General features: G+C 37.8%; 19 protein-coding genes. 18 read left to right on the top strand and 1 reads right to left on the bottom strand.

Translation table 11 applies throughout. The annotated features are described in order from the left end of the window. Nucleotides 1–40 precede the first annotated feature (40 nt). Both P3G65_RS03980 and pnuC read left to right on the top strand, forming a co-directional pair. On the top strand, nucleotides 41–472 hold the full coding sequence (locus tag P3G65_RS03980) for a Spx/MgsR family RNA polymerase-binding regulatory protein (protein WP_019291994.1): 432 nt from the start codon (nucleotides 41–43) through the stop codon (nucleotides 470–472). Nucleotides 473–584: 112 nt separating this feature from the next. Next, on the top strand, nucleotides 585–1,292 hold the full coding sequence (gene pnuC / locus P3G65_RS03985) for a nicotinamide riboside transporter PnuC (protein WP_017369001.1): 708 nt from the start codon (nucleotides 585–587) through the stop codon (nucleotides 1,290–1,292). Nucleotides 1,293–1,336: 44 nt separating this feature from the next. On the opposite strand, the gene P3G65_RS03990 is transcribed toward pnuC, so the two are convergent. Next, complete coding sequence (locus P3G65_RS03990; RefSeq protein WP_019291995.1) at nucleotides 1,337–1,657, bottom strand: multidrug efflux SMR transporter; 321 nt, start codon at nucleotides 1,655–1,657, stop codon at nucleotides 1,337–1,339. 490 nt (nucleotides 1,658–2,147) lie between these two features. Between P3G65_RS03990 and P3G65_RS03995 the strand changes: the two genes are divergently transcribed. The 16 genes from P3G65_RS03995 to P3G65_RS04070 all read left to right on the top strand — a co-directional run bounded on the left by P3G65_RS03995 (nucleotide 2,148) and on the right by P3G65_RS04070 (nucleotide 18,055). Further along, entirely contained in the window at nucleotides 2,148–2,861 is a 714-nt protein-coding gene (locus P3G65_RS03995; protein ID WP_195917747.1) for a hypothetical protein, read from the top strand. A gap of 107 nt (nucleotides 2,862–2,968) precedes the next feature. Then, the gene (locus P3G65_RS04000) at nucleotides 2,969–3,814 is read left to right on the top strand and encodes a bifunctional methylenetetrahydrofolate dehydrogenase/methenyltetrahydrofolate cyclohydrolase (protein WP_019291997.1); all 846 of its coding nucleotides are present in this window, start codon (nucleotides 2,969–2,971) and stop codon (nucleotides 3,812–3,814) included. A gap of 74 nt (nucleotides 3,815–3,888) precedes the next feature. Beyond that, entirely contained in the window at nucleotides 3,889–5,142 is a 1,254-nt protein-coding gene (xseA, locus tag P3G65_RS04005) for an exodeoxyribonuclease VII large subunit (protein ID WP_019291998.1), read from the top strand. Nucleotides 5,143–5,151: 9 nt separating this feature from the next. Further along, nucleotides 5,152–5,376 (top strand): exodeoxyribonuclease VII small subunit, encoded by a 225-nt coding sequence (locus P3G65_RS04010; RefSeq protein ID WP_014024456.1) that lies wholly within the window; start codon nucleotides 5,152–5,154, stop codon nucleotides 5,374–5,376. 107 nt (nucleotides 5,377–5,483) lie between these two features. Then, nucleotides 5,484–6,539, top strand: a complete 1,056-nt coding sequence (locus tag P3G65_RS04015; protein WP_019291999.1) for a glycerate kinase — start codon at nucleotides 5,484–5,486, stop codon at nucleotides 6,537–6,539. A gap of 112 nt (nucleotides 6,540–6,651) precedes the next feature. After that, a complete protein-coding gene (locus tag P3G65_RS04020; protein ID WP_019292000.1) occupies nucleotides 6,652–6,828 on the top strand; it encodes a hypothetical protein in 177 nt (58 codons plus the stop codon). A gap of 125 nt (nucleotides 6,829–6,953) precedes the next feature. Further along, on the top strand, nucleotides 6,954–7,805 hold the full coding sequence (locus P3G65_RS04025) for a polyprenyl synthetase family protein (protein ID WP_019292001.1): 852 nt from the start codon (nucleotides 6,954–6,956) through the stop codon (nucleotides 7,803–7,805). Next, nucleotides 7,802–8,611: a TlyA family RNA methyltransferase gene (locus tag P3G65_RS04030; protein WP_019292002.1), complete on the top strand. Its 810-nt coding sequence runs from the start codon at nucleotides 7,802–7,804 to the stop codon at nucleotides 8,609–8,611. The genes P3G65_RS04025 and P3G65_RS04030 overlap by 4 nt, the downstream gene beginning before the upstream one ends. Then, the gene (locus tag P3G65_RS04035) at nucleotides 8,608–9,054 is read left to right on the top strand and encodes an arginine repressor (RefSeq protein ID WP_019292003.1); all 447 of its coding nucleotides are present in this window, start codon (nucleotides 8,608–8,610) and stop codon (nucleotides 9,052–9,054) included. Before P3G65_RS04030 ends, P3G65_RS04035 begins: the two co-directional genes overlap by 4 nt. Nucleotides 9,055–9,065: 11 nt before the next feature. Then, complete coding sequence (gene recN / locus P3G65_RS04040; protein WP_019292004.1) at nucleotides 9,066–10,730, top strand: DNA repair protein RecN; 1,665 nt, start codon at nucleotides 9,066–9,068, stop codon at nucleotides 10,728–10,730. A gap of 7 nt (nucleotides 10,731–10,737) precedes the next feature. After that, a complete protein-coding gene (locus P3G65_RS04045; protein ID WP_284071335.1) occupies nucleotides 10,738–11,697 on the top strand; it encodes a DUF805 domain-containing protein in 960 nt (319 codons plus the stop codon). Nucleotides 11,698–11,754: 57 nt separating this feature from the next. After that, nucleotides 11,755–12,972, top strand: a complete 1,218-nt coding sequence (locus P3G65_RS04050; RefSeq protein WP_019292006.1) for an aminoacyltransferase — start codon at nucleotides 11,755–11,757, stop codon at nucleotides 12,970–12,972. After that, the gene (locus P3G65_RS04055; protein WP_019292007.1) at nucleotides 12,972–14,018 is read left to right on the top strand and encodes a peptidoglycan bridge formation glycyltransferase FemA/FemB family protein; all 1,047 of its coding nucleotides are present in this window, start codon (nucleotides 12,972–12,974) and stop codon (nucleotides 14,016–14,018) included. Before P3G65_RS04050 ends, P3G65_RS04055 begins: the two co-directional genes overlap by 1 nt. Before the next feature lie 99 nt (nucleotides 14,019–14,117). After that, complete coding sequence (locus P3G65_RS04060; RefSeq protein WP_019292008.1) at nucleotides 14,118–15,098, top strand: NAD(P)/FAD-dependent oxidoreductase; 981 nt, start codon at nucleotides 14,118–14,120, stop codon at nucleotides 15,096–15,098. Nucleotides 15,099–15,158: 60 nt separating this feature from the next. Next, nucleotides 15,159–15,713: a CvpA family protein gene (locus tag P3G65_RS04065; RefSeq protein ID WP_019292009.1), complete on the top strand. Its 555-nt coding sequence runs from the start codon at nucleotides 15,159–15,161 to the stop codon at nucleotides 15,711–15,713. Nucleotides 15,714–15,718: 5 nt separating this feature from the next. After that, on the top strand, nucleotides 15,719–18,055 hold the full coding sequence (locus tag P3G65_RS04070) for an endonuclease MutS2 (protein ID WP_019292010.1): 2,337 nt from the start codon (nucleotides 15,719–15,721) through the stop codon (nucleotides 18,053–18,055).

The following is an 18,055-nucleotide window of genomic DNA, read 5'->3' on the forward strand; positions in this document are numbered from 1 at the left end:
ATACATATGAGATAAAATTAAGAAAAGTGAGGGAAGGGATATGATTAAAGTATATACTGTCATGGCTTGCAGTTCTTGCAAAAAAGCCAAAGAATGGCTAACGAATCACGAACTAGAATTCGAAGAAATCAACTTGATAACTGACAAAATAGATCCCGAAGACTTTCTTAAGATTTTCTCTTTAACGGAAAATGGAACAGAGGAGATTATTTCCACAAGAAGTCGTGCTTACAAACGCTTATCTTTGGATTTTGAACGCCTTTCCCTTCATGAGCTGGTTAAGATAATCGAGGAAAATCGTACATTATTGCGTCGCCCTTTGATCCTTGATGATAAAAGGTTGCAAGTGGGCTACAATGAAGATGACATTAGGAAGTTTTTACCACGTTCAGTACGTCGTGTCGAAATGCTTGAGGCGTCTCATAATATTCGTCAGTTAGACATAGAACGAGCACTAGAAGAACAAGCATAAGAGAAAAATGGAACAGAAATTGTTTCATTTTTTTGTGTATTTCGTAAAAGAAATTCGTTTTTTCATTCCCGTCCGTGTTATAATTTAATAATCAAATTAAAAAGAGGGAACAATGAAAAACTATATTATTTGGTTGAAACATGAACTCAAATCTATCAATACAGCTGGCAGCGTAATGCTGGCTTTTATCATAGGCGTACAGCTTGCTTTTTTTCTTACGGCGCCAATAACTTTATTGTCTGTGATTACACTTTTTGCGACTCTTGTAGGCTCGGCTTGTACGGTCTATATGATGATTGGGCGGCCGATTAATGGTTTACTCGGATTAATTAGCGCTTTCGGCTTTATTTATATTAATTGGACTGCAGGACATTATGCTTCTGTTTTAGATCAAATCGTCTTTATCGCCTTTATTGATATTCCTTTAATCCTGACTTGGAAAACCTGGGGACATCGTATTGAAAACGGTGTGAAGTTTATGACGGTCAAAGGTTGGTTTATTGCAATAGCTTTAATGCTAATCGCTTGGTGGCCAATGATGCAAGTTTATGCACATTTGGGGGATACGAACCCTTTATGGGATTCTATTACGCTGATTATTGGCGCAACAGCTTCATTACTCGTTTTCAAAGGCTATGGTGACAGTTACTCTTTATGGTTACTTTCTAATATTGTAACCATTGTATTATGGGCTACAGCATTTGCACAAGGCTACTCTGCTAGTGCATTGCCGATGCTTCTCACCATCATCTTCTATTTGGCGACAGCGCTCTATGGGAAATATTTTTCAGTATGGAAAAGAGCAAACAAAAAAGCCTAATTTAAAGCTAGGTTTTTTGTTTTCCTCTAGAAAGCCGAGACAAATCAATGACCACTTGTAACTTTTATCCCGATTAGTCCAACAACAAGCATCAGAACAAAGACCCAAGTCAGTGAAGGGACCTTGTCCTTAAAGATAAGGGCACCCACTAAGATAGCCCCGACAGCTCCAATTCCTGTCCAGATGGGATAAGCAATTCCTAAAGGAAGTTTCTTCATAGCTAAGGTCAAAAATCCAAAACTAACAAGCATTCCGATAATCGTTAAAATATCATACTTGATGATAGAAAAACCTTGACTTAACTTCATTGTTGAAGCCCAAACAACTTCAAAGATTCCCGCTAGAAATAAAAAAATCCACGACATATTACACCTCTTTCGAAAAGATTATTGAGCTAGCGTTAAAGGACCAGAAAAGAGCTAGCAAGTGATAAATAAAAAGAGTCATGTCAACTAACCACAAGGCCTAAAGTTAGTTGGCATGACTCTGATAAGCATCGCTCCGGCGAGTGATACTTTAGTCCTTCTTTATTATATTATCATTATTTCACATTTGCTACCTAAGGTCAAGTTCTAGACTTGCGAGATATGAAATGAGCAGCAAAGAGATAAGCATCGAAGCTGATTTTTCTCAGCCATCATGAAAGGGATAAGTAAGATAAAAGTTAGAGGAGAGATTTAACTCAAATAATAAAACTGCTATAATAAAAACAGATAAATTTAAACAAAAAAAGGAGTCCATGGTAAATACACTATGGACTCCGGGTTGATTTATACTTTTATTCTATCACTAAATCAGAGGTTTAGCTGATAATTTGATTATTATTTTGAAAAGTTTATGTAATGGAGGATGAAAATGAATCTTTTTATGACCTTTATAATCTATTCGGTTATTGGCTGGCTTTGGGAGACAGTCTATTGTTTAGTTAAATATAAACGCCTTGTTTTCTGCGGTGTACTCTTGGGTCCGTATTGCCCAGTTTATGGCTGCAGTATCGCTACGATTCTTCTTTTAACAAGAGATATTCAAAATTCCCATCATCTTTTTCTACTCTATTTATTTATCGTCTTAATTGTTACGCTTATTGAATATATCGGCAGCTGGATATTGGAAAAGTTATTTAACATGAAGTTATGGGATTATTCAAATCTTCCCTTAAATTTTCAAGGAAGGGTAGCTCTTCCTATTTCTATATTTTGGGGTATAGGTGGTTTGGTATTGATCAAGCTTATTAATCCAGTCATCCAAGATTTTTTGAGGGGATTACTAACAGTAACAGGCGATACACTTGTATTTATACTAGTGCTTATTTTTCTAGCCGATGTTGTTTCCACATTTAGCTTTACACTATCAGCTAAAAAGGATTTCATGCCGCTTGTTGATTCTTCGGACAATCAAAATCCTAACTTGAAAGAATTGAGGTTCAAGCATATTTTTGTTGCTGATAAACCCTCAACTAATCGTCAAAAAATATTGGAATGGCTTAGCAATAAACCGACCAAGTTTAAGTATTATAACTTAAAAAGGATTATCAAAAATCATCCTAATATCAAAATTATCAAAAAATAATAGCCAGATTCTGGTACTTTAGCTGAAAACGAACGTTCCCGAAAAATTTTTTCGAATCACGAAACACCTATTGGCACATATTTATGGAGTCTGATATAATAAATAGTATGAAAATAATTGATGGAAAAGCCCTTGCTGAAAAGATGCAAGAAGAACTCAAAAATAGAGTTATCAAACTGAAAGAACAAGGCATTCAGCCAGGACTCGCTGTCATTTTGATTGGAGAAAATCCAGCCAGTCAAGTTTATGTGCGAAATAAAGAGCGTGTAGCTGCAAAGCTTGGATTTAAGTCAGAAGTGATTCGGCTTCCTGAAACAACGTCTGAAGCGGAGCTGTTAGAGCTTATTGAAAGCTTTAACGAGGATCACTCTTGGCACGGAATTCTTGTGCAGTTGCCGCTGCCTTCACATATATCAGAAGAAAAAGTCTTACTCGCGATTTCTCCTGAAAAAGATGTAGATGGCTTTCATCCAATAAACATGGGTAAATTGTGGAGCGGAGCGCCATTAATGATTCCTTCAACACCAGCAGGAATCATGGAAATGTTCCGTGCTTATAATGTTGAACTTGCAGGAAAAAAAGCTGTTGTTGTGGGACGCTCTAATATCGTTGGAAAACCGATGGCACAACTGATGATGATGGCTAATGCTACTGTTACTATTGCACATTCACGTACAGAAAATCTTTCTGAACTTACACGTTCTGCTGATATTTTAGTCGTAGCCATTGGCCAAGACCGTTTTATCAAAGCAGAAGATGTAAAAGAAGGGGCAACAGTTATTGATGTCGGTATGAACCGTGATGAGAATGGAAAACTTCATGGAGATGTTGACTTTGAACAGGTGAAAGAAATTGCTGGATTAATCACGCCAGTACCTGGAGGCGTGGGTCCGATGACAATCACTATGTTGATGGAACAGACTGTACGTGCAGCAGAAGCCTCCGTAAAATAAAAAAGAAAATTTCGTCCAGATTTATTTACAAGTCAGTACATGTAGATAAGCAGTGGATTTAGAAAGATTAAGGCATGACAGAGTATTTAACCGTATCAACTCTAACAAAATACTTAAAAGCAAAGTTTGATCGCGATCCATATTTGGAACGCGTTTATTTGACCGGAGAAATTTCTAACTTTCGCCAACGACCTAATCATCAATATTTTGCAATTAAAGACGAAAAGTCTGTCATACAAGCAACGATGTGGGCAGGTCAATTTAAAAAGCTCGATTTTAAACTTGAAGATGGAATGAAGGTGCTTGTAACAGGGCGTATCAGTCTTTATGCTCCATCAGGTTCTTATTCTATTAATATTGAAAATATTGTACCTGATGGTATCGGCGCTTTGGCAGTTAAGTTTGAACAGTTGAAGAAAAAGCTAACAGCGGAGGGATTATTTAATCCACAATGGAAGCAAGAGTTGCCGCTTTTTTCCAAAAAAATTGCAGTAATTACTAGTCCTTCTGGAGCTGTTATTCGAGACATTATTACTACCGTAAATCGCCGCTTTCCGATGAGTCAGATATTACTCTATCCGACAAAAGTTCAAGGAGCTGGCGCTGCGGAAGAAATCGCCGCAAATATTGAAGCAGTGAATAATCGATCTGATATCGATATTCTTATTGTTGGACGTGGAGGAGGATCGATCGAAGACCTTTGGTGTTTTAACGAAGAGATTGTCGTTCGTGCTATCTTTGAGTCTCGTATTCCCGTTATTTCTTCGGTCGGTCACGAGACGGATACGACCTTGGCGGATTTTGTTGCAGATCGCAGAGCAGCTACACCAACAGCCGCTGCTGAACTTGCAACTCCTAATACAAAACTAAATTTGCTTGCTTGGTCAAATGACCAAGAACTTCGTATGAGAAATCGTGTAACACACCTCATCAAGGTCCAAAGAGAACGGGTGGAAAAATTATCAAATTCGGTTGTTTTTCGTCAGCCGGAGCGTCTCTATGATGGACATATTCAGAAAATCGATCACCTCACGAGTCGTTTACAAAATTTAACTAAAACTAAGCTGAGTCGTGAGAAACACCGCTATGAACTAATATCAGGAAAACTAGTACCTGCTTTTGCAAAAAGCTATGAGCAAAAGAAAAATCAAGTGGATAACTTGGTACAGGCGCTTCTGTTGATGGATATTAGTAAAATCAAGGCGCGTGGTTTTTCAGTGGTAACTGCGAATGATGGTAAAATTATAAAGAGTGTTCACGATGTTCGAGCTGGTGAGACAGTGAATATCGATTTGAGTGATGGCACCGTTCATGCAGAAATAAAGTAAAGGATACATATGGCAACAAAAAAAGAAGCAAAATTTGAAGAAAATTTAGCAGAACTCGAAACAATCGTAAAAAAACTAGAAAGCGGAGATGTGGCTTTAGAAGATGCCATCTCTGAATTTCAAAAAGGAATGCTCCTTTCTGAAAAACTCAAAACAACATTAAATGAAGCCGAAAAAACACTGGTAAAAATCGTCGGAAAAGACGGATCTGAGAGTGAATTTTTAGGAGAATAAAAAGATTGCTTAGGCAATCTTTTTTTTGTTATGGCTTCCTGAATTAATTTTTTACACAAAGGTTTGGTGCTATAATAACACTAGCAAGTAAAAGTGAGGAAAAAAATATGAAAGTTGTAGTAGCAATAGATTCTTTCAAGGGATCAGCCACGAGTGCTGAGTTGAATCAGGCAGTAAAAAATGGGATTTTAGCTGCATTTCCCAAAATCAATGTTGAGACGTTTGAAATTGCTGATGGGGGCGAAGGAAGTGTGTCTGCTCTTCAATCTGGTTTAGGTGGGAATCTTATTAATGTTAAAACAGTTGATTTAATGCAACATCCCATGCGTGCTTCCTATTTGCTCATCGACGAGCGTCTGGCTGTGATTGAGGCAGCTGAAGTTGTTGGCATCAATAAGATTAAACCAAACGAAAAGACAATCCAAGAAGCCACTACTTTCGGACTTGGCGCTTTATTTCTTGATGCTAAAAAAAGAGGAGCGACTGAGATTATTTTAAGCCTGGGAGGGAGTGGCACCTCTGATGGTGGGTTGGGCCTTTTGGAAGCTCTAGAAGCTGAAGATTTTTCGGAGATAAAAATTACAGGCCTAGCAGATGTTACTAATGTTTATGCTGGCGCTGAAGGATATGCCAAAGTTTTTGGAAAGCAAAAAGGTGGTACAGCAGAAATTCTGGAACAACAGGATAGAGCTGCACAAGCTTTTGTCCAAAAGATAAAAAAAGAGAGAAAGATTGATTTACAAAAGATTCCAGGGACAGGTGCAGCTGGTGGTTTAGGTGGTGCTCTTATCCTACTAGGGGGTACACTTGAGCCTGGATTTAATAAAATAGCTGAGCTTTTAAAGATTGAAGAAGCAATCAAAACGGCGGATTTGATTATTACAGGCGAAGGGCAGATGGATTTCCAAACAGCCAAGGGCAAAGTTCCGTTTGGAATGGCAAAGCTGGGAGCGAAATATCATGTCCCTACAATCGCTTTTTGTGGCAGTTTATCGGAGGATTTAGGAGAGATGAATAAGGTCTTACTGGCAAGTTATAGCATTCAGAGAAAGGTGCTTCCTTTAGCAAAAGCAATGGAAAAAGAAGTAACGCTAAAAAACATCGAAGTGTTAACGAAAAATGTCCTGAAAACATGGTGTTCTGGACAAAATGATTGTCAATAAAGACTTGTGACACTGAATTTTGATCATGTTTGAATAAAACTCGCTTCAGTACGAATCATTGATTTGTATGTCAGCACTTGTGTTATAATAACACTATAAAAAAGGAGAAATTATGGATTTAAATAACCTTGTAGATAAAGCAAAAGATTTGGCTTCAAACGTGCCAGAGGATATAAAGCAAAAAGCAGAAGAAGTTATTGATGAGCAAGTGGATAAATATACTCCAGAAAATATGAAAGAACAAGCTCAAGGGCTCGTAGATGGCTTAAAAGGCAAACTCGGTCTATAATTCTTAAGTGCACGTAAACGTTCCTTATTTTAAAGAACGTTTTTTTCGTATTGAGAAATTATGTAAGAGTGAGGTACTCTATTTTCTATTGGACATTATTTCTGTGAAATGGGATAATATAACTAATGATTACCGATATGAATAGGCTCAATCAAGAGCTGATAAAATTTTATAAAAAAGCTGATGTTCCTCAACATCTTGCAAATGCTGTGACTTACTCACTTGCTGCAGGAGGTAAAAGAATTCGTCCACTTTTGTTTCTGAAGATGTTAGAATCACTAGGAGTTACACTTGAAACAGCACATTATCAAGTGGCGACAACTGTTGAGATGATTCATGCGGGCAGCTTGATTCATGATGATCTACCCGCTATGGATAATGATGATTACCGCCGAGGTCAGCTCACCAATCATAAAAAGTTTGATGAAGCAACAGCGATATTGGCGGGAGATGCGCTCTTTTTAGATCCCTACTATCTATTGGCTACTGCTTCTTTACCAGCTGCAATGGTTGTTTCCTTAGTCAAAGAACTTTCTTTTGCAAGCGGTGCTTTGGGTATGGTTGCTGGACAAATTTTAGATATGGATGGCGAAGGAAAAACATTATCTTTAGAGCAAGTAAAGAAAATTCATCATTTGAAAACAGGAAGAATGTTAACCTTTCCTTTTGTTGCTGCTGGAATTATTGCTGAACAGTCTGAAGCAGTAATCGCAAAACTAAGAGAAATTGGTCAAAATCTAGGCTTAGCTTTCCAAATACGTGACGATATTATTGATGTTACGGGAACATTTGAAGAAATAGGAAAAACGCCTGGAAAGGACCAAGCAGAAGAAAAGTCAACCTATGTGGCCTTACTCGGATTAAAAGGAGCTCAAGAAGCTTTAGAAGAATTATTAACGGCTGTGAAAAGTGATTTGGCACAAATAACTTCAAGTGCTGAAATTGTCGAAATTATAGAAAGTTTAGAAATAAAATGAAAGAAAGAGTAGATGTTTTAGCAGCAAATCAAGGCTTGTTCGAAACGCGAGAACAAGCAAAACGGGGAGTTATGGCTGGTTTAGTAGTAGATGCCAAGTCAGGGGAACGCTTTGACAAACCAGGACAAAAGATAGAAGAAGCAACAGAACTAAGACTCAAAGGTGAAAAACTTAAATATGTGAGTCGCGGTGGCTTGAAATTAGAAAAAGCTCTTTTAGAGTTTGGACTTTCTGTAGAAAATAAAACTTGCTTGGATATTGGAGCTTCAACTGGTGGTTTTACAGATGTTATGCTACAAAACGGCGCCAAACGTGTCTATGCCCTCGATGTCGGGACAAACCAACTGGCATGGAAACTTCGTAAAGACGAGCGTGTGGTTGTTATGGAACAGTTTAACTTCCGCAAGGCTGTCTTAGATGATTTTACGCAAGGACAACCTGAGTTTACTTCGATTGATGTGAGCTTTATCTCACTTGACTTGATTTTACCGCCTTTGTTTGATATTTTAGCTCAAGATGGTGATGTGGCTGCCTTGATCAAGCCACAGTTTGAAGCTGGTCGTGAGCAAGTGGGGAAAAATGGTATCATTAAAGATCCAAAGGTTCATAAGCAAACGATTGACAAAGTGATTCAAAAAGCTTTGAGTACTGGATTTTCAGTCAAAAATCTCACCTTTTCACCAATTAAAGGTGGCGCAGGAAATGTTGAATTTCTAGTGCACTTAAAAAAAGAAGAGACAGCTACAGTGGCGCCTCTTGTTGATATTGAAGCTGTACTCCAAACAGAAAAGGAAACATTAGTATGAGAAGAGAAGAACGCCTTGATTTTATTTCAAGACTCATCACAACTAAAGAAGTACAAACACAAGATGAGCTTGTCCAAGATCTTTTGGCTAATGATATTGATGTGACACAAGCCACAGTCTCTCGTGACATTAAGTCACTTGCCCTAATTAAAATTCCTGGAAGTCGTGGGGGTTATCGTTACGCATTGCCCCAACAACATGATGAAGAACAAAAGGACCTGCTGCATAATGAGTTAGCCAATGAGGCCATCTTAGAATTGAAGATGCATGATAATATGATTTCAATCACTGCTAAACCAGGGACGACCAGTGTGATTAAAAAAAGCCTCATCAATCGTTACAATAAGAAGATTTTTTCTATTATGACGGACGATGATAGTATTTTGATTATTTGTGAAACAAGACGGCAAGCAAATACCGTTTATGACGAATTAAGTTTGTAAAAGGAAAAAGTATGCTACAAGAAATTTCTATCAAGAACTTTGCGATTATCGAAGAGATTCATCTTTCTTTTGAAAGTGGGATGACCATTTTGACTGGGGAGACAGGCGCTGGTAAGTCAATCATTATTGATGCTATGGGACTTTTACTCGGTGGACGGAGTTCCAGTGATTTTGTCCGTACAGGTAAAGATAAGGCCGAAATTGAAGGTCTATTTTTTGCAGGGAAAAATGCAGAGTTGGATCAAAAGTTAGAAAACTTGGGCCTTGAAAGAAGTACTGAGCTCATTTTACGCCGTGATATTTTTGCTAATGGGCGCTCTGTTTGTCGGGTGAATGGGCAAATGGTAAATCTGACTACCTTACGTGAAATCGGCGAGCTTTTGGTTGATATTCACGGGCAACATGACAATCAAGAATTGATGAATGCTAAACACCATCTTCGACTTCTTGATGAGTTTGGTGATGAAAATTTTGAACAAATTAAGGCAGAATACCAAGTTAAGTTTGAGCATTATAAAAAAATTCGTCAAGCACTTGAAACACGTCAAAAGAACGAACAAGAATTTGCCCAACGTATCGAAATCTTGCAGTTTCAAGTTGAAGAAATTGAAGCAGCTGAGATTGATCTAAAAGAAGATGAGCAATTGCAGATTCGCCGTGATAAGCTGAACAACGCTAAAAATATAGCAGATGCTTTAAATACAGCCTATTTGGCTTTAGACGATGAAGAGGGTGATTTTTCAAGTCTGAGCGGAATACGTACAGCCATGGCAGAACTCGAAAATGTTGCAGAATTTGATCAAGATTACCAAGATTTGTCTGATAAAACGATGGATGCTTATTACTTGCTTGAGGAAGTTTCAACCAAGTTATCAACAGCAATTGAAGGTATAGAGTTTAATCCCACAGAACTTTTGCAAATCGAAGAGAGAATTCTCATTTTGAATACTTTGCGAAAAAAATATGGTCCAGAACTTTCTGACGTGTTGAAAACCTTGGAAAAAATCCAACTTGAACTCTCAGATTTGATGGGTGGAACTGAAAATAGTGAGAGCCTTGAGGAAGCACTGAAAGAAGCGCAAGCAGAATTACTAATTGCAAGTGAACATCTTAACACAGCACGTCATGCAATCGCGAAAGAATTAGAGACAGATATTAAAAAGGAACTTGCTGATTTGTATATGGAAAAAGCTGATTTTTCTGTACAGTTTGAGAGTGGGAAATTCTCAAGCAAGGGTAATGAACAAGTAGAGTTTTATATTCAAACTAATCCAGGTGAGGGGTTCAAACCCTTGGCCAAAACGGCTTCAGGAGGCGAACTTTCACGCTTGATGCTTGCTATTAAATCAAGTTTTTCAAGACGTGAAAATAAAACATCGATTGTGTTCGATGAGGTTGATACAGGTGTATCTGGACGAGTAGCCCAAGCTATTGCTCAAAAAATTTATAAAATCGCTCAAGCAGGTCAAGTTTTAGCTATCTCACATTTACCACAGGTGGTGGCTATTGCGGATACACAATTTTATATTGAAAAGGCGTCGACAGATGATGTCACTACTTCAACAGTAAGAAAATTGAAACTGGAAGAGCGAGTTGAAGAAGTAGCAAAAATGTTAGCTGGAGATGACATAACAGTAGAAGCTCTCGCGCAAGCAAAACGATTATTAATGAAATGAGGAGATTATGTTTAATTTGAAAGAGTTCAAACAATCCTATCAAAAATTTTGGTTAGGCTATATTTCTTTTAAAGAAAGAACCAGTCGAAAAGACTATTGGCTCGCAATGTTAGGCCATATTTTAGTGACAGTTGTCCTACTTGCCTTTGCCACTTTGTTCCATCTTTTATCAAGTGATGTTTTACCAGATTTGTGGTCTGTATTTTTATATTTTTTCATTGCTTTATGGATATGTTATGGTCTAGTGGCTTTCTGCCCTTTCTTGGCTATAGCCGTACGTCGCTTACGCGATGTTAGTCTTCCTTGGGAATTGATTTTTGTAATTCTAGCTCCTTTTGGTGGTTTCTTCGGTATTCTTATTTTGAATGCTCTGCCTGGTGCTCAAGCTGCAGCGGACTTACCAGAATTTTCAGCACCAACTTATGGACCAGCACGGATAGAAGAAAATGGTAAAGAAAACTTTTTGCAAGCGATCAAAAACTATTTTCTCGGTTATGTTTCCTTCAGAGGAAGAACAAGTCGCCTAAGTTTTTGGTTTGTTCAACTGATATTTGCTCTGGTATTTGCAGTGCTAGGAGTAATGTTTGTGGGGATTCATTTCTTTGAAAACATCCTCTTCGGAGGTGCATTTATTGCGACCTGGATGATGCTTGCCTTACTCTTTCTTATCGCAGTCGGCTTCTTGTTACCCACACTTGCATTATTTACACGTCGCTTACGCGATACTGGTTTATCCAATTATGGGATTGGATTAATCTTTTTTGTAGCTTTGTCTTTGTTCTTATTGAGCAATATAAGCCACGCTGTAGATGCTGTTAGCTTTGGAATTCATGATTTTTCATTGCTCAATTATCTTCTATTCCTTGCTGACTTTGTCTTCATTATTACTCTCCTCTTTGTTTTACTTCAAGACAAAGATCAACTTTTACAAAAGGAAAAAACACTTCTATTTAGAAGGAAAGGCTGAAATATTCAGTCTTTTTTGCTATAATAAATAAAATCACTAAAGAAATAAGGATATGTTTTGAATTATAAATTAAGAGAAATTTCAGCTGAAGAATTCGCTCAATTCAATGAAAATGTAAGCCAAGGGAGTTTTTTACAGACTCCTGAAATGGCAGAGCTGATGATGGCAAACGGCTGGGAAGTAACTTTGTTGGCTGTCCAATCAGATAAAATTGAAATGGCTGCTCTTTTGGGCGCAAAAAATATGACTGGAGGAAAACACTACGAAATCCAGTATGGCCCAATTTACCAAGAGTACCAAGAAGACGTAGAAAAGTTTTTCTACAAAGAATTACGTCAGTTTGTTAAAGACCATGGTGGCATGGAACTTTTAGTTATTCCTAATACAAATTATCAAGAGTTTGATAGTACAGGTAATGCGTTGACTGCCGAAAACAAGCAGTTTATTCAATCAATGCAGGAGTTGAATTACGAACATACGGGCTTAGAAGTTGGTTACAACAAACGTGGCGAGTCTACATGGCACTATGTGAAAGATCTTTCTGATATCGCAGATGATAAAAAACTTTTAAAATCTTATACGAAAGATGGACAATACTCTGTTAAGAAAACCCAACAGTTTGGGATTCGAGTGCGTCCTTTAGCTTATGAAGAACTTGATAAGTTCAAAAAGATTACTTCAGAAACGTCGGAACGCCGTGGTTATGATGATCATGATTTGCCTTACTACCAAAGTCTTTATAAAACTTTTGGCGACAAGGCAGAGTTTTTAGTGGCTGAGATTAATTTCGCAGACTATGAAGCGGCAATTTTAGCTCAAATGGATAAACTTACTGGACAGATTGAAAAAACGAAAAAAGAAGGTAAACGCAAAGAGTTAGAAAGCCAGCTAGAAACTCAAAAAGTTCGTTTAGCAGAAGCGCGTGAATTTATTGTTCAACATGGGCGCGAGGATATTATCTTAGCGGGATCACTCTTTATCTATGGTGCAAGTGAAACTATCTATCTGTTTAGTGGATCATATGAAGCTTTTAAAAAGCTATATGCGCCGTTTGCTATTCAGCATTACGTAATGAAGAAAACCCTTGATAAAGGCGTGAAAAGTTATAATTTCTTTGGAGTAGCTGGAACTTTTGACGGTACAGATGGTGTTCTGCACTTCAAACAGAACTTTGCAGGGTATGTTGTACGTAAAGTTGGTTATTTCAATTATTATCCAAAACCAGTTAAACACAAAGTTTTAAGTATGGTTAAGACACTTTTAGGTAGAAAATAATGGAATTCTTAGAAATCTCACAAGAACAATTTACAGCTTTTGCAGCTGAAAAAACGGAGTCATTTTTACAAACCCCACAAATGGCAGAAATGTTGGAAAAACGTGGTTATAAACCGATTTTCCTCGCTGTAAAAGTCAATGACCAGATTAAAATGGCAGCACTTATGACTTCTGTTTCTGTTTCAGGCGGTGCAAAGTTGGAAATTAACTTTGGCCCTATTGGCAATTTTGATCAGATGGTCTATAACTGTTTTATTCAAGAATTAAAAAAATATGCGAAAAATCAGCAAGCTCTAGAAGTGAAGATACGTCCAGCTGTCGACTATATGGTTTATGACAGCAAAGGTCAAGAGCTTCAAGAAGCTAATGAGTCTTTCATTTCAGAAATGAAAAAGCTTGGCTTAACTTACAATGGGCGACATGTGGGTTATGAAGAGCAGGATGCCGTTGCCGAATGGCAATACATCAAAGATCTTTCTGAAATACACAGTGAAGAAGAACTTCTCAAGAGTTACAACTCTAACGCAAAACGTAACGTTAAAAAAGCGATAAAAAATGAAGTAACAGTTAAAATAGCTACTTATGAAGAACTCTTTGAAGTGGAACGTTTGATTGGTAACACAGGTGAAAAGCGTCATTTTGCAACCAAAGATTTGGCCTATTATCAAGAACTTTATAAGGCTTTTGGCAATAAAATCGAATTTTTGATTACTTATAAAGATGGAGTCGCAATTGCAGCTGGTGTCTTTATTGAAGTCAATCAAGAATTTCTTTACCTTTATGGTGGATCTGACGGCGCTTATGGCAAGTTAGGTGGCCCTTTCCTTATGCAGCATACAGCCATGCTTCATGCAATTGAGCGTCAGATGAAAACCTATAATTTTTATGGTATCTCAGGAAACTTTGATGGCAGTGATGGTGTTTTGAAATTTAAGCAAAATTTTGGGGGCTATATCACACAAAAAGTAGGAGAATTCTCCTACTATCCAAACCCTGTAAAATATAAACTTATTCAAGGTATGAAAAAAATATTAGGGCGTGTTTAACTTAAAAAGCTGACGAAATCGTTTCGTCGGTTTTTTGTGTTAAAGATGGATGGAATTTAAAATGTAAAAAACTTTTGACAAATTTGCTATAATGAAGGCATGGAAACTTTATACGATTTAACAATTATCGGTGCTGGTCCTGTTGGACTTTATGCCGGGTTTTATGCTGGGATGCGGGGGATGACGGTCAAGATAATCGAAGCTCTAGAAGAAGCTGGCGGTCAACCTCAAACACTTTATCCAGATAAAATGATATATGATATAGCAGGTTTGCCTGAGATTTCAGGAGCAGATCTAACGGCCAACCTTTTGGCACAACTTGCTCGCGTGCCACATGAACTATATTTAGATGAAAAAGTTGAAAATATTAGCCAAGAAGAGGAAAATAAGCATTTTGTACTGCAAACAAGTAAAAGTACACATCATTCGAAAGCAGTATTGTTAACAACAGGATCTGGCTTGCTCAGTCCGCGTAAGCTTAATCTCGAGCAAGAAGAAGAACTTCATGCATTAGGGAAATTGAATTACTTTATTCAAAACTTAGAAGAATATCGTGAAAAAGAAGTTGCGGTTCTTGGTGGGGGAGACAGTGCACTGGATTGGGCACTGATGTTGGAAAAAGTTGCCAGCAAAGTTCACCTTATTCATCGTCGACCTTCTTTCCGAGCCCATGCTTTAACAGTGGCAGAGCTGGAACAATCAACCGTTGAAATACATACCCCTTATCTTCCGCAGGAGCTATCACCTGAAGGCCTTAAGTTGCAACGTGTAAAATCCGATGAGCTCAATCATTTAGCAGTAGATAAAATACTCGTAAACTATGGAATGATGACAAACCATGTTGATTTAAATGAAGAACTCGAACTAAGTCGTAGAGGAAGAATAACAGCTAACCGCCAACAAGAGACAAATCTCGCAGGTCTTTATGTAGCGGGAGATGCCAGTGATTACGATGGGAAAGCTCCCTTAATGTCAGTTGGTTTTGGAGAAGCTGTACTGGCAATCAATGATATGACTCAAAAGCTTGAATTTAGCCATAGCTTACAAAAAGGACATTCTTCAAGCCTGTTTGGTAAATGAGGAGAAAATAAGGTATAATGGGTAGTAAACGAATGATTTACAGAAATTTAGGAAAACATTATGCTTATTAACTTACTTATCTTAATATTACTTATATGGGCCTTTCTGGTTGGCTATTCAAGAGGTCTAGTCTTACAGGCTTTATATAGCTTGGGGATCATTATATCTGCAATTATTGCCTTCTTAAATTATAAGGAACTTGCTTCAAAATTAACGATGTGGGTACCTTTCTCCAGTGCAACAGCAGATTCACGATTACTGTTTTTTGATAATAACTTGCTTTTCCAAATCGATGATGCCTTCTATGCTGGTCTTGCTTTTATGATTATTTTCGTTATTTCTTATGCGGTGATACGTCTACTCGGACTTTTTGTCCACATTACACGTTTGCAACCCTTCGGAAAAACTGGAAAAATTATCGCAGGTGTTCTTGCATTCGGAGCAACTTATTTCGGCCTACAAATGGCTGTTACTTTACTTGCGCTTGTACCCATGCCCACTGTTCAAAACCATTTGAATGCTTCCGCTTTGGTTCGCTTGATGGTTAGCCACACTCCGATTTCTTCGGGGATGCTGAAAAATATATTTATTGAAAATATAATAGGTAATATTTAGAATTTATGAATAAAAAAATTATCCAAATTTTAGAATTTGACAAGGTCAAAGAGCAATTCTTGGCCTTTTTAACAACCGCTCAAGGTAAAAAAGAGTTGGAAGAACTAGAACCCCTCTCTGATGCCACTAAAATCCAAAACTTATTTGATGAATTGGCAGAATTTGAAAAGTTAGCTCAAGAAAATGGACAAATTCATCTTTCGAAAACAGCAGATATCAGTGAAATTTTACGCCGCTTAGAGTTAGATGCTCAATTGAGTGGGCGAGAGTTTGTTGAAATAAAAAAAGTTGTCCAACAAGGCCTTAATATTCTGCGTTATTTTGACGAAGCAGAGAATGTTGAAATACCAACACTTGAGGAACTCATCCAAAAATTCTCAGATCTTTCTCCTGTACATAAAACACTTGAAATTTTTGATAACTCTGGTTCACTTTATGATAATGCATCTGCTGAACTGATGCACATTCGTTCAGCCATTAAACGTTATCAGTCAGATATTAAAAAGGTGATGCAGGAACTTTTGTCTAAAAATGCAGGTTCTCTCACTGAAAATTTAATCACGGTTCGTAATGATCGCCAAGTGTTGCCTGTACGTGCAGACAGTAAAAATAAAATAGCAGGTGTGGTGCATGATATGTCTGCCTCAGGACAAACACTCTATATTGAACCCAATGCTGCCGTTTCGCTTAACAATAATTTAAACCAAAAGAAAATCGAAGAAAAAAATGAAATGCTTCGAATTTTTCGAGCAGTCAGTGAAGAACTTAAACCCTACAGTTTGGATATTCGGCAAAATGCATGGTTACAAGGTCATCTCGACTTGATTAAAGCCAAGTATAACTACTTATTGAAGCATAAGGCTAGTATTCCTGAGTTAACCCAAAACAAAGACATCTGTTTTTATGAGGCACGTCATCCTTTGATTGATCCAAATGTAGTTGTGGCCAATGACATCAAATTTGACAGTAGTTTAAACACAATTGTAATTACGGGACCAAATACTGGGGGTAAAACAATTACCCTAAAAACTGTAGGTCTGCTTACTATTATGGCGCAATCTGGTTTGCCTATTCTTACCAGTACAGGCAGTCGTGCACATGTCTTCCAGGATATTTTTGCGGATATTGGGGATGAACAGTCAATTGAGCAAAGTCTCTCGACTTTCTCTAGTCACATGACCAATATTGTCGCTATTCTAGACAAGGCAGATCATAACGCATTGGTGCTCTTTGACGAACTTGGTGCAGGGACGGATCCCAAAGAAGGTGCCGCTTTGGCCATTGCAATTTTAGAATATTTACGTGGTAAACATGTGAAGACAATGGCGAGTACGCACTATCCAGAACTTAAAGCATATGGTGTTGAAACACCTGAAGTTCTTAATGCGAGCATGGAGTTTGATATCGATAAAATGCGCCCTGTTTTTCGTCTGCAGCTGGGTGTACCAGGTCGCTCAAATGCTTTAGAAATTTCACGACGTTTAGGTTTGTCAGACCAAATCATTCAGGAGGCTAGTAACTTGGTTTCTGATGAGGAACACGATGTCAATCATATGATCGCAAGCTTAGAGGAAAAAACGCGTGAAGTAACAGAAGCAGCAGCCAATATTAAGAAGTTAGAACGAGAAAATATAAATCTTCATAAAGATTTAACCAAGGTTTATGATCAGATTAATCGAGAGCGTGAGCATGAGCTAGAGAAGGCAAAACAAGAAGCCCAAGAAGTTGTGAAAAAGGCGAGTCAAGAAGCTCAAGAAATTCTCAAAACATTGAATGATAAAGCGCAGCTTAAACCTCACGAAATCATTGCAGCCCGTAGCGAGCTTGAAAACCTAGTTCCATCTGTTGATTACAGTAAAAACAAAGTTTTGAAGAAAGCTAAGGCACAACGTGGGTTGAAGCAAGGAGCTGAAGTGGTGGTTACAGCATATGGGCAACGTGGAAAACTTATTCGTCTTGAAAAAGATGGACGTTGGCAGGTGCAAATGGGATCAATAATGACCAAACTGCAAGAAGATGAATTTGAGCTAACAGAGGAAGAGCTTGCTAAGAACCAACCTGCAAAAACGAAAGCCGTAACCCGAAAAGTAAGCAATAAAGTGAAAGCACAGCTTGATTTACGTGGTATGAGATATGAGGAAGCAGAGCTAGAATTGGATAACTATATTGATCAGGCCTTGCTTGCTAACTTATTACAAATTACCATTGTTCATGGTATCGGAACTGGTGTGATTCGTGAAATGGTACAGAAGAAGCTGCAAAAACATCGGCATATTAAGAGTTATGAGTATGCTCCTGTGAACGCTGGCGGAAGTGGCGCAACAATTGCAACCTTGAAATGA

Source organism: Lactococcus sp. bn62, from assembly GCF_029492705.2.
GTDB lineage: Bacteria > Bacillota > Bacilli > Lactobacillales > Streptococcaceae > Lactococcus > Lactococcus petauri.

Excerpts from the sequence above, each read along its gene's own strand:
- P3G65_RS03980 (WP_019291994.1), top strand. The coding sequence starts at position 41 with ATGATTAAAGTATATACTGTCATGGCTTGCAGTTCTTGCAAAAAAGCC.
- pnuC (WP_017369001.1), top strand. The coding sequence starts at position 585 with ATGAAAAACTATATTATTTGGTTGAAACATGAACTCAAATCTATCAAT.
- P3G65_RS03990 (WP_019291995.1), bottom strand. The coding sequence starts at position 1,657 with ATGTCGTGGATTTTTTTATTTCTAGCGGGAATCTTTGAAGTTGTTTGG.
- P3G65_RS03995 (WP_195917747.1), top strand. The coding sequence starts at position 2,148 with ATGAATCTTTTTATGACCTTTATAATCTATTCGGTTATTGGCTGGCTT.
- P3G65_RS04000 (WP_019291997.1), top strand. The coding sequence starts at position 2,969 with ATGAAAATAATTGATGGAAAAGCCCTTGCTGAAAAGATGCAAGAAGAA.
- xseA (WP_019291998.1), top strand. The coding sequence starts at position 3,889 with ATGACAGAGTATTTAACCGTATCAACTCTAACAAAATACTTAAAAGCA.
- P3G65_RS04010 (WP_014024456.1), top strand. The coding sequence starts at position 5,152 with ATGGCAACAAAAAAAGAAGCAAAATTTGAAGAAAATTTAGCAGAACTC.
- P3G65_RS04015 (WP_019291999.1), top strand. The coding sequence starts at position 5,484 with ATGAAAGTTGTAGTAGCAATAGATTCTTTCAAGGGATCAGCCACGAGT.
- P3G65_RS04020 (WP_019292000.1), top strand. The coding sequence starts at position 6,652 with ATGGATTTAAATAACCTTGTAGATAAAGCAAAAGATTTGGCTTCAAAC.
- P3G65_RS04025 (WP_019292001.1), top strand. The coding sequence starts at position 6,954 with ATGATTACCGATATGAATAGGCTCAATCAAGAGCTGATAAAATTTTAT.
- P3G65_RS04030 (WP_019292002.1), top strand. The coding sequence starts at position 7,802 with ATGAAAGAAAGAGTAGATGTTTTAGCAGCAAATCAAGGCTTGTTCGAA.
- P3G65_RS04035 (WP_019292003.1), top strand. The coding sequence starts at position 8,608 with ATGAGAAGAGAAGAACGCCTTGATTTTATTTCAAGACTCATCACAACT.
- recN (WP_019292004.1), top strand. The coding sequence starts at position 9,066 with ATGCTACAAGAAATTTCTATCAAGAACTTTGCGATTATCGAAGAGATT.
- P3G65_RS04045 (WP_284071335.1), top strand. The coding sequence starts at position 10,738 with ATGTTTAATTTGAAAGAGTTCAAACAATCCTATCAAAAATTTTGGTTA.
- P3G65_RS04055 (WP_019292007.1), top strand. The coding sequence starts at position 12,972 with ATGGAATTCTTAGAAATCTCACAAGAACAATTTACAGCTTTTGCAGCT.
- P3G65_RS04060 (WP_019292008.1), top strand. The coding sequence starts at position 14,118 with ATGGAAACTTTATACGATTTAACAATTATCGGTGCTGGTCCTGTTGGA.
- P3G65_RS04065 (WP_019292009.1), top strand. The coding sequence starts at position 15,159 with ATGCTTATTAACTTACTTATCTTAATATTACTTATATGGGCCTTTCTG.
- P3G65_RS04070 (WP_019292010.1), top strand. The coding sequence starts at position 15,719 with ATGAATAAAAAAATTATCCAAATTTTAGAATTTGACAAGGTCAAAGAG.